Annotated in this window: 11 protein-coding genes; 6 read left to right on the top strand and 5 right to left on the bottom strand. The window is 72.7% G+C overall.

Translation table 11 applies throughout. The features are described from left to right. Window positions 1-94: 94 nt before the first annotated feature. A complete protein-coding gene (locus O7602_RS01520; RefSeq protein ID WP_181570547.1) occupies window positions 95-862 on the bottom strand; it encodes a phosphoglyceromutase in 768 nt (255 codons plus the stop codon). Window positions 863-1,012: 150 nt separating this feature from the next. Between O7602_RS01520 and O7602_RS01515 the strand changes: the two genes are divergently transcribed. Both O7602_RS01515 and O7602_RS01510 read left to right on the top strand, forming a co-directional pair. Beyond that, a complete protein-coding gene (locus O7602_RS01515; protein ID WP_281586466.1) occupies window positions 1,013-2,338 on the top strand; it encodes an MFS transporter in 1,326 nt (441 codons plus the stop codon). Window positions 2,339-2,396: 58 nt separating this feature from the next. After that, the gene (locus O7602_RS01510) at window positions 2,397-3,644 is read left to right on the top strand and encodes an MFS transporter (RefSeq protein ID WP_281586465.1); all 1,248 of its coding nucleotides are present in this window, start codon (window positions 2,397-2,399) and stop codon (window positions 3,642-3,644) included. Window positions 3,645-4,015: 371 nt separating this feature from the next. On the opposite strand, the gene O7602_RS01505 is transcribed toward O7602_RS01510, so the two are convergent. The 3 genes from O7602_RS01505 to mshA all read right to left on the bottom strand — a co-directional run bounded on the left by O7602_RS01505 (window position 4,016) and on the right by mshA (window position 6,910). Next, on the bottom strand, window positions 4,016-4,888 hold the full coding sequence (locus O7602_RS01505) for a hypothetical protein (protein ID WP_281586464.1): 873 nt from the start codon (window positions 4,886-4,888) through the stop codon (window positions 4,016-4,018). Window positions 4,889-4,965: 77 nt separating this feature from the next. Then, complete coding sequence (locus tag O7602_RS01500) at window positions 4,966-5,499, bottom strand: YbjN domain-containing protein (protein WP_281586463.1); 534 nt, start codon at window positions 5,497-5,499, stop codon at window positions 4,966-4,968. Between the two features lie 49 nt (window positions 5,500-5,548). After that, window positions 5,549-6,910 carry a D-inositol-3-phosphate glycosyltransferase gene (gene mshA, locus O7602_RS01495; protein WP_281586462.1) on the bottom strand — a complete coding sequence of 454 codons (1,362 nt, stop codon included), beginning with the start codon at window positions 6,908-6,910 and terminating at the stop codon, window positions 5,549-5,551. Window positions 6,911-7,081: 171 nt separating this feature from the next. Between mshA and O7602_RS01490 the strand changes: the two genes are divergently transcribed. Next, window positions 7,082-7,846: an SDR family oxidoreductase gene (locus O7602_RS01490; protein ID WP_281586461.1), complete on the top strand. Its 765-nt coding sequence runs from the start codon at window positions 7,082-7,084 to the stop codon at window positions 7,844-7,846. Then, window positions 7,846-8,625: a class I SAM-dependent methyltransferase gene (locus O7602_RS01485; protein WP_281586460.1), complete on the top strand. Its 780-nt coding sequence runs from the start codon at window positions 7,846-7,848 to the stop codon at window positions 8,623-8,625. Before O7602_RS01490 ends, O7602_RS01485 begins: the two co-directional genes overlap by 1 nt. Window positions 8,626-8,931: 306 nt before the next feature. On the opposite strand, the gene O7602_RS01480 is transcribed toward O7602_RS01485, so the two are convergent. Then, the gene (locus O7602_RS01480) at window positions 8,932-9,966 is read right to left on the bottom strand and encodes a UDP-N-acetylmuramate dehydrogenase (protein ID WP_281590056.1); all 1,035 of its coding nucleotides are present in this window, start codon (window positions 9,964-9,966) and stop codon (window positions 8,932-8,934) included. Window positions 9,967-10,093: 127 nt separating this feature from the next. Here O7602_RS01480 and O7602_RS01475 point away from each other — a divergent pair, with 127 nt between their 5' ends. Together O7602_RS01475 and O7602_RS01470 are read left to right on the top strand one after the other, a co-directional pair. Continuing rightward, window positions 10,094-10,849, top strand: coding sequence for a maleylpyruvate isomerase family mycothiol-dependent enzyme (locus tag O7602_RS01475; protein ID WP_281586459.1), 756 nt, complete (start codon window positions 10,094-10,096; stop codon window positions 10,847-10,849). Window positions 10,850-11,025: 176 nt separating this feature from the next. Beyond that, window positions 11,026-12,333 carry an extracellular solute-binding protein gene (locus tag O7602_RS01470; RefSeq protein ID WP_281586458.1) on the top strand — a complete coding sequence of 436 codons (1,308 nt, stop codon included), beginning with the start codon at window positions 11,026-11,028 and terminating at the stop codon, window positions 12,331-12,333. Window position 12,334: the final 1 nt, after the last annotated feature.

Raw genomic sequence — 12,334 nt, 5'->3', positions numbered from 1 at the left:
ACCGAGGAGCAAGGAAGGGGCCCTTCTTAACAGGGGAGTGTTAAGAAGGGCCCCTTCCTCTACCAGAGGCGTTAAAAGGGGCCCCCGCCTTACATCAGCGGCCCTGGTTGGCTACCGCGGCGGCGGCTGCCTTGGCGGCCTCGGGGTCGAGGTAGGTGCCGCCGAGCACCTGCGGACGCAGGTCGGCGTCCAGGTCGTAGCGCAGCGGGATGCCGGTGGGGATGTTCAGCTTGGCGATCGCCTCGTCGGAGATCTGGTCGAGGTGCTTGACCAACGCGCGCAGCGAGTTGCCGTGCGCGGCCACCAGCACCGTCCGACCGGCCAGGATGTCCGGCACGATCGAGTCGTACCAGTAGGGCAGCATCCGCTCGACGACGTCCTTCAGGCACTCGGTGCGCGGCATCAGCTCGGTCGGCAGCAGCGCGTACCGGGGGTCGCCGACCTGCGACCACTCGTCGTTGTCGTCGATCGGCGGCGGCGGCGTGTCGTACGACCGGCGCCAGAGCATGAACTGCTCCTCGCCGTACTCGTCCAGGGTCTGCTTCTTGTTCTTGCCCTGGAGGGCGCCGTAGTGGCGCTCGTTGAGCCGCCACGACCGGCGTACCGCGATCCAGTGCCGGTCGGCGGCGTTCAGCGCCAGCTCGGCGGTGCGGATCGCCCGGCGCATCACGCTCGTGTGCACCACGTCCGGCAGCAGGTCGTGCTCGCGGAGCAGCTCGCCGCCACGCCGCGCCTCGGTCTCGCCCTTGGCGGTCAGGTCGACGTCGACCCACCCGGTGAAGAGGTTCTTGGCGTTCCAGTCGCTCTCGCCGTGCCGCAGCAGGACCAGCGTCCCGACGGTGGGTCCTTCGCTCGCAGTCATGCGGATCATCCTGCCGTACCGGCCGGGCGGACACGCGGGGACCTGTGGTGACGACCACCACGTGGAAATGCGGATGACCGGCGTTCCGGCGCGGGACTAGGTTGTAAGGCATCTGAGATAGATCGGTCATTACCATTCGGGGGCACGGGGATGCGGACGGTGCGGGGTTGGTTCCGGGACACGGCGGGCGGGTTGCCGCGTTCCTTCTGGTACCTCTGGACCGGCACCCTGATCAACCGGCTCGGCTCGTTCGTCCTGGTCTTCCTCGCCATCTACCTGACCCAGCAGCGGGGCTTCTCGGCCGCGCAGGCCGGTCTGGTGATCGGGCTCTGGGGCGCCGGCGGCGCCGTTGGCACCACCGTCGGCGGCACCCTGACCGACCGCTGGGGCCGGCGGCCCACGCTGCTCACCGCGCACCTCGGCGCCGCCACCATGATGGTCGCGCTCGGCCTGGCCCGGCCGCTCTGGGCGGTGGCGGTGGGCGCGCTGCTGCTCGGCATGTTCGCGGAGGCGGCCCGCCCGGCCTTCGGCGCGATGATGATCGACGTGGTGCCGGAGAAGGACCGGCTCCGCGCGTTCTCGCTCAACTACTGGGCGATCAACCTCGGCTTCGCCTGCGCCGCGGTCCTGGCCGGACTCGCCGCCGAGGCCGGTTACCTGCTGCTCTTCCTGGTGGACGCGACCACCATGCTCGTCACCGCGCTGATCATCTTCACCCGGGTGGGCGAGACCCGGACCGCGCCGGCCGGTCCGGTCGGCAGGAGCCAGCCGGCCCCGGCGGGTGCGCTGCGCACCATCCTGCGCGACCGGGTCTTCCTCGGTTTCGTGGCGCTCAACCTGTTCGCCGCGCTCGTCTTCCTCCAGCACATCTCGATGCTCCCGATCGCCATGGCCGACTCCGGGCTCAGCCCCGCCACCTACGGCTCGGTGATCGCGCTCAACGGCGTGCTCATCGTGATCGGGCAGCTCTTCGTGCCCCGGCTCATCGCCGGCCGGAGCCGGTCGCACGTACTGGCGCTCGCCGCACTGATCATGGGCGTCGGGTTCGGGCTCACCGCACTCGCCGACACGGTCTGGCTCTACGGGCTCACGGTGCTGATCTGGACGCTCGGCGAGATGCTCAACTCGCCCTCCAACGCCACCCTGATCGCGGAGTTGTCGCCGGCCGCGCTGCGCGGTCGCTACCAGGGCGTCTTCTCGCTCTCCTGGCAGCTCGCCGGCGCCAGCGCGCCGATCCTCGGCGGCCTGCTCCGGGAGCAGGCCGGTAACACCGCGCTCTGGCTGGCCTGCGCCGGGATCGGCGCCGTGGCGGCGGTCGCGCACCTGGTCTCCGGCCCGGCCCGGGAGCGCCGCGCCACCCGGCTCCGCGCCGCCGGGACGGCCGTCGCGCCGGTCACCCTGGCCCGCACCCCGGCGCCCGAGGCGGCCGAGGCCGCGGCCACGTCACCCGCCGCGCCGGTCCAGGTCGGTTCCTGAGTACGCCGCTGGGTACGGTACCTGGGCGTATCGGTAAGGAAACCTTCCTGGAGGACTGGTGCACGGCCTGCGGCGCTGGTGGGACGACACGGCCGGTGGACTGCCCGCCACCTTCTGGTACCTCTGGACCGGGCTGCTGATCAACCGGGCCGGCGCGTTCGCGCTGCTGTTCCTGTCGCTCTATCTCACCTCCGCGCGGGACGCCTCCCCGTCGCTGGCCGGGCTGGTCGTCGGCGCGTACGGCATCGGCGGCGCGGCCGGCACGCTGCTCGGCGGTGTCCTGGCCGACCGGTGGGGCCGGCGGGCCACGCTGCTCGCCGCCCACCTGGCCGCGGCCGGGCTGATGGCGGCGCTGGCGTTCAGCCGGCACCTGGCGGTGATCGCCGTGCTGGCCGCGCTCGTCGGGGTGGCGCACTCGATGCCGGGTCCGGCGTTCGTGGCCGCGATCGTGGACGTGGTGCCGCAGGCGGCCCGATCCCGGGCGTTCAACCTCCAGTTCTGGGCGTTCAACCTGGGCATGGCGGTGGCGTCGCTGCTGGCCGGTGTGCTCGCCGAGGCGAGCTTCCTGGCGCTGTTCCTGGTGGATGCCGGGGCCACGCTGGCCGCGGCCGTGGTCATCGCGCTCACGGTGCCCGAGACGTTGGCCCGCCAGGCGGTGACCCCGCGGGCCGTGACGGGCCGGCGACCCGGGCTGCACACCGCGCTCACCGACCGCACCTTCCTCGCGTTCGTCGGGCTGACCTTCCTGCTGGCCGTGCTGACCATGCAGACGTCGACGATCATGCCGCTGGCGATGCGCGCGGACGGACTGCGCCCGAGCGCGTACGGGCTGGTGGTGGCGCTCGGCGGGGCGCTGATCGTGGTCGGGCAGTTGTTCGTGCCCCGGCTGATCGAGGCGCACCGCTCCTCGACCGTGCTGGCCGTCTCCACCGGGCTGATGGCGCTCGGGTTCGGCACGTTGACAGTCGCCGACGGGCTGCCGCTGTATCTCGGCGCGGCCGTGGTCTGGACGGTCGGGCAGATGCTCGCCGCCCCGCCGAACGCCCAGATCAACGCCGACCTGGCCCCGCCCCGACTGCGGGCCCGCTACCAGTCGGTCTTCTACCTGACGTTCCCGGCGGCGTCCTTCGTGGCGCCCGCGCTCGGCGGCCTCAGCCTGGAGCATCTCGGCGAGCGGCACTGGCTGGTGGTGGGCGGGCTGGGCCTGTGCGCCGCGGCCGGGCACCTGCTCGCCGGCGGCCCTCGGGAACGCCGGGTCGCCGCGTTGCGGGCCGCCGCCCGGGAGCCGGAGAAGGTCCGCCGCTGAACAACGGCAGAGCGCCCATCCCGACCCCCGTCGGGATGGGCGCTCTGACCGTACGCCCGGCGGCGGCGGGCGACACTCACCCCCGTAAGCGTCGCCCGCTCGCGCCGCCGGTTTCCACGGGCGGCACCGTCCCCCAACGGTGTGCTCCACCCGATCATCGCGCATCGCTTGCGCGGATCTGATCGATCCGCCGCTCCCCCGAACGAAAACAAGCGCAACGCGGTGCAATAAAGCTAGTTCGCGCAGATTCCGGATTCAACCCGCATCGCTGTCTTACCCGTCACAGCACCGATGTCGGAAATCCGCCCGTCCCTGCTCCGGCCTCCGACCATCGCCAACACGGAGTTCCCGGCGACCATTCCCGTAAACCCTCAACCGTCCTCGCGATTCGGGTTCTCCGTGCGGAAGAAGTTGCTCTGCCGGCCGTCCCGCATCTGCTCCTGATAGATCAGGTTCAGCCGCCGCGAGTCGAATGTCCGGAACCAGTCGTCCCAGGCGATTTCCCGGATCCGGCTGCTCTCCCGGTAACCCGGAATGTTGAAGGTCAGCACCCCGGGCCGGTCGCCCCGCTCCGTGCCGGCGATGGTGGCCGGCTTCGCGCCCCGGGCCCGGGCCCAACGCTGGATCACCTCGTGGTTGCGGGTCACCAGGCTGCGACCGGGACGCTCCGGACGATCGGCGAGCGACATGATGAGCTGCGAGGACCCGATCGACCTACTGGACGCGGGCCCGCGCGTCGGCGCGGCCTGCGCACGAGCCGACGCCGCCTTCCGCGCCGGGGCCGCCTTCGCCCGCGACGACGTCGCCTTCGCGCGAGCGGGCGCCGCCTTGCGCGTACCCGTCGCCTTGGCCCTGGCCCCGGTCGCCCGGGCGGCCGGGGCGGACTTGGCCGGCGTCGCCGCGCGGCGCGACGCCGTGGTGCTCTTCCTCGCCGCGGTGGTCTTCTTCGCGGCGCCTGCCCTGCGGGTGGCTGAGGGCCGGCCGGCCGGGCCGGTGCTCCGCCGGGCCGCGCCGCCACGCCCCTCCGCGCGCATGGTCCGCGCGAGTGTCTTCACCAGCTCCGGCTTGCGCAGCGTGGAGGTCCCGGAGACCCCACGACGGCGGAGCTGGCCCCGGATGTCGTCGACCTTCATCCGGGAGATCTCGGACTCCGACACCATCGGGGTGTTCGGGGTCCGGTTACCGGTTTGCCGCTTGGTGCGGGTCGCGGTCGCGCCGCGACCTGAGCTGTTGCGCTGAGCCATGGGACACGCTCCTCGACAGTCCGTCCTCGGCCCGCGGTGGGTCCCAGTGCTCCGCACCGCGCGGTGCGGCATACCCGTCAGGAGGGCTCCGAACCTCCGGCGGCCGAACCGGCCGGGGCCGAGGGCTCGAAGAGGTGGGCGAACGCGGCCAGGTTGGCGGTCGACTCGCCCCGCTTGACCCGCCACTCCCACTCCCGGCGGATGGCGGTGCCGAACCCGATCTCCAGCATGCTGTCGAACGACTCGTCGGCGTAGGTGAGCACGGAGCCGAACAGACGGTCCAGCTCGTCCGCGTCGACGCCGGCCAGGTTGACCCGGCCGGTCAGGTAGACGTCGCCGACCGCATCGATGGAGAACGAGACGCCGTACATCCGCGCGTTGCGTTGGAGCAGCCAGGCCCACAGCTCCTCGCGGCGCTCGTCGGGCTGGCGCATCACGAACGCCTCGATCCGCAGCGCGTGCTCGCCGACGATCAGGTTGCAGATCGTCTTGAGCTTGTGCGTGCCCGGCAGGGTCACCGCGTACGACGTCTCGCCGGTCGACTCCCACTCCAGCTCGCGCTCCGCGCAGACGGCCTCGATCAGGGCGGCGACCTCACTCGTGCGGCTCATCGCACCCACTCTACGGTCGCCGGGCGGCGGTCGCCGGGTGGCGGCGCGGTCACCAGGAGCAGGCGAGGGCCGGATCGCCGAGCCGGCCGGCCAGCCGGGCCCGGTGCTCGGTGATCGCCTCCCCGTAGACCGTGAGCAGGCCGGAGACGGTCCGGTCCCAGGAGAAGTCGCGGGCGTGCCGCTCCGCCCCGCGGGCCAGTGCGGCCCGACGCCTCCGCTCGGGCAGCAGGCGGGCCAGGGCACGCGCCCAGTCGACCGGGTCGTGCCCGTCGATGAGCATCCCGCTGACGCCGTCGCGTACCGCGGTGACGAGGCCGCCCACGGCGGCGGCCAGCACCGGCGTGCCACACGCCTGGGCCTCCAGCGCGACCAGCCCGAACGACTCGTTGTGCGACGGTACGGCGACCAGGTCGGCGGCCCGGTAGAGGGCGGGCAGGTCCTCGCCGATCCGCGGCGGCAGGAAACGCACCCGGTCGGCCACGCCGAGCGAGTGGGACAGCTCGATCAGCGCGGTGGGCCGGTCCAGCCCGCTGCCACTCGGACCGCCGCAGATCACCACGGTCAGCTCGCGGGCGAGCGCGGGCTCCCGTTCCCGCAGCGCGGCGATCGCGCGGATCAGCACGTCCGGGGCCTTGAGTGGCTGGATCCGGCCGACGAACGCGACCACGTACCCGTCCACCGGCAGGCCGAGACGGCGGCGGGCGGCGCGGGCCACGGCCTCCCGGTCGCCCGGGGCGGGGCGGAACCGGTCCAGGTCCACGCCCGGCTCCACCACGGCCACCCGGTCGGGGTCGGCCGCGTACCGGTCGAGCAGGTCGCGGGCCTCGACCCGGGTGTTGGCGATCAGGCGGTCCGCCTCGGCGACCACCTGCTCCTCGCCGATCACCCGGGCTTTCGGCTCGGGCCGGTCCCCGACGGCGAGCCGGGCGTTCTTGACCTTGGCGAGGGTGTGCGCGGTGTGCGCCAGCGGAACGCCCCACCGCTCCTTCGCCAGCCAACCCACCTGCCCGGAGAGCCAGTAGTGCGAGTGGATCAGGTCGTAGTGACCCGGTGGGCGGGCCGCCTCGGCGCGCAGCACGCCTGCGGTGAAGGCACAGAGCTGACCCGGCAGTTCCTCCTTGGTCAGCCCCTCCAGCGGCCCGGCCGTGACGTGCCGGACGGTCACCCCGGGGGCCATCTCCACCACCGGAGGCAGGTCGCCGGAGGTAGCCCGGGTGAAGATCTCCACCTCGACGTCGGCCGCGGCCAACCGGCGGGCGACCTCCAGGATGTAGACGTTCATGCCGCCCGCGTCACCGGTGCCGGGTTGGTGCAGCGGCGAGGTGTGCACCGAGAGAGTGGCGATACGGCGGGGCCGGGGCCACGGCAACGCACCACGCTGACGACCGACACCGGTGTGCAACTCCGCCACGTCCGCTCCCTCTGTCACGGTTGATGCCGTCCCGCACGACCGGCGCTTCTCGGTCAACCCGTACGCCGGATGTCATCTTCCCCATCGGGGTTCGGAAATACCTGACGCGGGCTCCCGGGCGTGACGGACCTCATCGCGGCACGGGCCGGGGCGGCGGGAGAGAATGGCCGGATGACCTCTGTTGCCATCGTCACCGGAGCATCGAGCGGGATCGGCGCGGCCACCGCCCGCCGGCTGGCCGCCGAGGGTTTCCACGTGCTCGCCGCCGCGCGGCGTACCGACCGGTTGGCCGCGCTCGTCGCGGAGATCGAGGCGGCCGGCGGCGCGGCCACCGCGGTGGCCTGCGACGTGACCTCGGACGGGTCCGTCGCCGGCCTGGCCGCCGCGGCGGACGCCGCGCCCGGGCCGGTCACCCTGCTGGTGAACAACGCCGGCGGGGCCCGCGGCGTGGACCCGGTCGAGACCGCCGACGTGGGCGACTGGCAGTGGATGTACGACGTCAACGTGCTCGGCACGCTGCGGGTCACCAAGGCGCTGCTCCCCGCGCTGGAGCGCTCCGGCGCGGGGACCGTGGTGATCGTCAGCTCGACCGCCGGTCACGTCGTCTACGAGGGTGGCGGCGGCTACACGGCGGCCAAGCACGCGCAGACCGCGATCGCCGGCACGCTCCGGCTGGAACTGTCCGGGCGGCCGGTCCGGGTGGTCGAGATCGACCCCGGCATGGTGCGGACCGAGGAGTTCGGCCTGGTCCGCTTCGGCGGTGACGCCGACCGCGCCGAGGCGGTCTATGCCGGGGTGGCCGAGCCGCTGGTCGCCGACGACGTGGCCGACTGCGTCGCCTGGTGCGCCACCCGCCCGCACCACGTCAACGTGGACCAGCTCGTGGTCCGTCCGCTGGCCCAGGCCGCCCAGCACAAGGTGCACCGGAAATTCTGATGGAACGGCCGCTCGGCGTCGTCACCCGGGGCACGACGAACCCGAACCGGCTCCGGCGGGTGGACAACTGGATCGCCGCGGTCGGCGGCGATCCGCTCCGCGCCGCCGCCGACCCGCTCGTGGTGGATCTGGGGTACGGCGCCACCCCGGTCACCGCGGTCGAGCTGCGGGCCCGGCTCGCCACCCGGGTCCGCCCGGACGTGCGGGTGGTCGGCCTGGAGATCGATCCGGTACGCGTGGCCGCCGCCCAGCCGGCCGCCGACCCGCCCGGCCTCACGTTCGCCCGGGGCGGCTTCGAGTTGGCCGGGCTGCGTCCCGCGCTGGTGCGGGCGTTCAACGTGCTGCGCCAGTACGACGAGGGCGAGGTGGCCGACGCTTGGCGCACGGTCACCGACCGGCTGGCGCCAGGCGGGCTGCTGGTGGAGGGGACCTGCGACGAGTTGGGGCGACTCGGCGCCTGGGTGCTGCTCGACGCCGCCGGCCCGCGCACGCTCACCCTGGCCGCGAAGCTGACCACGCTGGCGAGCCCGGCGTCGCTTGCCGAGCGGTTACCGAAGGCGCTGATCCACCGCAACGTCCCCGGTGAGCGCGTGCACGACCTGCTCGACGCGCTGGAGCACGCCTGGCGCTCCGCCGCCGGCTACGCCCCGTTCGGCCCACGCCAGCGCTGGCTGCGCACGGTGGCGACGGTCAAGGAGTCGGGCTGGCCGGTCCAGGACCGCCCGGCCGCCTGGCGCCACGGCTACCTGACCCTCCCTTGGCCCGCCGTAGCCCCCTGATCCTCGCGGCTCGCGGCTCGCGGCTCGCGGCTCGCGGCTCGCGGCTCGCGGCTCGCGGCTCGCGGCTCGCGGCTCGCGGCTCGCGGCTCCGAGATCTTGGTATCAAATGGCCCCTCTGGGGGCCTTTTCCTACCAAGATCTTCATCCTTCCCGACATGCGGAACGCTCATCTCTCAATCTGAAAGCGGCGGATGGCTGCGGCGACCGGCGCGGCGGGCCCGCCGGATCCGCGCGGTGCGGGTGCCAGGCCGGGCGGACACCGAGGCGAGAGAGCGACGGCCGGGCGGGGCAGGCGACGCCGAGGGGTCAGATGGTGCAGTTGATCAGGACGGGCTCGGGGTGGAGGGGGACGCCGAAGCGGGCGTGCACGCCGTCGCGGATCTCCCGGGCCAGGGTCACCAGGGCGGCGGTGCTTGCCGCGCCGGACCGGTTGGTGAGCGCCAGCGTGTGCTTGGTCGAGATGGCGACGCCCTCCGGGCCGGCGTAGCCCTTGCCGAAGCCGGCCTTGTCGATCAGCCAGGCCGCGCTGACCTTCACCACGTCACCGGGGCCCGGCCAGTGCGGCGGCTCGCCCAGGTCGGCCGCGCGCTCCCGGAGCAGCTCGTACGCCTCGCGGTCCAGCACCGGGTTGGTGAAGAACGAACCCACCGACCTGGTGTCCGGGTCGGCCGGGTCGAGCACCATGCCCTTGCCGGCGCGCAGCCGCCGCACGGCGGCCCGGGCGTCGGCCAGCGGCACCCGGTCGCCGACCTCGACGCCGAGCGTGCGGGCCAGTTCGGCGTAGCGGACCGGGGCGGAGAGCGGCGAGCGGGTGAGGTGGAAGTCGACCGAGAGCACCACCCAGCGGTCGCTGTACTTGATGATGCTGCCCCGGTAGGCGAATCCGCAGTCCGCCGCCGCGATCCGGACCACCTCGCGGCGCGTGCGGTCGTACGCCTCGACGGCGACGATCGTCTCGGCCACCTCCTGGCCGTACGCGCCGACGTTCTGGATCGGGGTCGCGCCGGCCGAGCCGGGGATGCCGGAGAGGCATTCCAGTCCCGCCCAGCCGCGTTCGACGGTGGCGGCGACCAGGTCGTCCCACGGCTCGCCGGCGGCCACCCGTACCGTGACGGTGTCGGCGTCGGTGGCGACGACCTGGAACCCCCGGGAGCGGACGAGCACGACGGTGCCGGGGAAGCCCTGATCGCCGATCACCACGTTGCTGCCGCCGGCCAGGACCAGCACTTCCTCGTCGCGGGCCTCGGCCTCGCGTACCCGGCGGACGATCCCGGTGGCGTCGGTGGCGATCTCCAGTCGGCCGGCGGGGCCGCCGAGGCGTAGGGTGGTGTAGCGCGCCAGGGTGCCCGGATCTGTCGGTCCGGTGGCGGTCGTCGGTTCGGCGTAGACGTCTGACACGCCTTTCACCCTAGGCTGAGGGGGAGCCGCGGCACCCACTGGTGGCCCGGTCACCCCCGGGAGGATGGCGATGAGCAGACTGCACCACACGAAGGACTTCTGGATCGGCGCGTTGCGGACGGAGGGTCCCGCGTTCGCCGCGGCGGTGGCGGAGGCCCCTCCCGAGACACCGGTGCTGTCCTGTCCCGGCTGGACGGTCACCGATCTCGCCCACCACCTGACCCGGATCTACGTGTGGGCGGGCACGGTGTTGGCGGCCGGCTCGACCAGCCGGCCGGAGCGGCACGAGCCGGAGCCGCCGGCCGGTCTCACCCCGGCCCAGTGGTATGCCCAGGAGTACGAGCGTCTGACCGGGATCTTCGACGGGTTGGACCCGGAGGCGCCGGCCTGGAACTTCGCGCCGCAGCCGAAGCGGGCGGGTTTCTGGCCGCGCCGGATGGCGCACGAGACCGCGGTGCACCGCTGGGACGCCCAGCTCGCCATCGGCGCGGGTGACCCGATCGAGTCCAAGCTCGCGGCCGACGGGGTGAGCGAGGTGTTGGACACCTGGCTGCCGGCGGGCCGGCGGCGCGGCTCGGGTCCGTGGCACGGGGTGGTCCAGTTGACCGCGACGGACGCCGCCCAGGAGTGGTATCTGCGCCTGCGCGGTGAGGGGGTCGCGTTGCTGGACACCGCGACGATCCTGGACCACGACGACCACCGGGCCCGGGCGCAGGTGACCGGCACGGCGAGCGACCTGCTACTGGCGTTGATGGGCCGGATCAGCTTCGACACGCTCGGCGTGGCGGGCGACCGCGGTCTGTTGGACGGCCTGCGCACGGGCTGACCGCGTCGAATTTGGGCGGAGAGGGGCGATGACCGCCCCTCTCCGCTTTTTTCGGACGCTCTGAGAGCGCTCTCTTGACACGGTCCCGGACCACCCACCAGGCTGTCGAGAGAGCGCTCTCTTAGTACCGGAACCGCCTTCCACCACCCGTTACGACCCCGAGAGGTCAGGACAGCATGCTCACCTTCACGCGCCGTCGACTGGCGGCGGTGGCCCTGGTCGCCGCCACCGCGCTGCTCGGCACCACCGGCTGCGGCGGCGACGACGAGGCCGCCGCCGACGGGCCGGTCACGCTCACCGTCGACGTCTTCGGCCAGTTCGGCTACGCGGATCTCTACCAGGAGTACATGGCCAGCCACCCCGGCGTGAAGATCGTCGAGCGGGGCACCGGCAGCAACCTCGACGAATACTCGCCGAAGCTCACCCAGTGGCTCGCCGCCGGCAAGGGCGCCGGCGACATCGTCGCCATCGAGGAAGGGCTGCTGGTCGAGTACAAGGCCAACCCGCAGAACTTCGTCAACCTGCTCGACCACGGCGCGGCCGACCTGAAGGGCGACTTCCTCGACTGGAAGTGGAACCAGGGGCTCACCGCCGACGGCAAGCAACTCATCGGCCTCGGCACCGACGTCGGCGGCATGGCCATGTGCTACCGCACCGACCTGTTCGCCAAGGCCGGCCTGCCCACCGACCGGGAGGCCGTGTCGAAGCTCTGGCCCACCTGGACCGACTACGTCAAGGTCGGCGAACAGTTCACCGCGAAGAAGACCGGCGCCGCGTTCCTGGACGCCGCGACCAACACGTTCAACACCATCCTGCTCCAGACCGCCGGCAACACCAGCGGCTACAGCTACTACGACACCGACAACAACCTGGTCGTGGGCAGCAACCCGGCGGTACGGCAGGCGTACGACACGACGATGGACATCATCGACTCCGGCCTCTCCGGGAAGTACGGCTCCTGGTCGGAGGAGTGGGTCTCCGCGTTCAAGCAGTCGAAGTTCGCCACCATCGCCTGCCCGGCCTGGATGACCGGCGTGATCGAGGGCAACGCCGGCCCCGGCGCCAAGGGCAAGTGGGACATCGCCCAGATCCCCGGTGACGGCGGCAACTGGGGTGGCTCCTTCCTCGCCGTGCCGAAGCAGAGCAAGCACCAGGCCGAGGCGATCGAGCTGGCCAAGTTCCTGACCAGCGCCAAGGGCCAGATCGGCGCGTTCAAGGCGAAGGGCCCACTGCCGTCGTCGCCGCAGGCGCTCGCCGATCCGGCGATCGTCGACTCGACGAACGCCTACTTCTCCGAGGCCCCGGTCGGCAAGATCTTCGCCGAGGGCGCCAAGAACCTGAAGCCGGTCTACATGGGACCGAAGAACCAGGCCGTACGCACCGAGGTGGAGAACGCCGTACGCACCGTGGAGTTGGGCAAACGCTCCCCGGAGCAGGGCTGGACCGACGCGGTGTCGAACGCCGAGAAGGCCGCCGCCAAGTAAC

The organism is Micromonospora sp. WMMD1128 (assembly GCF_027497235.1).
GTDB lineage: Bacteria > Actinomycetota > Actinomycetes > Mycobacteriales > Micromonosporaceae > Micromonospora.
Note: the sequence above shows the minus strand (reverse complement) of the source record. Positions and strands in the feature narration are given on the sequence as shown.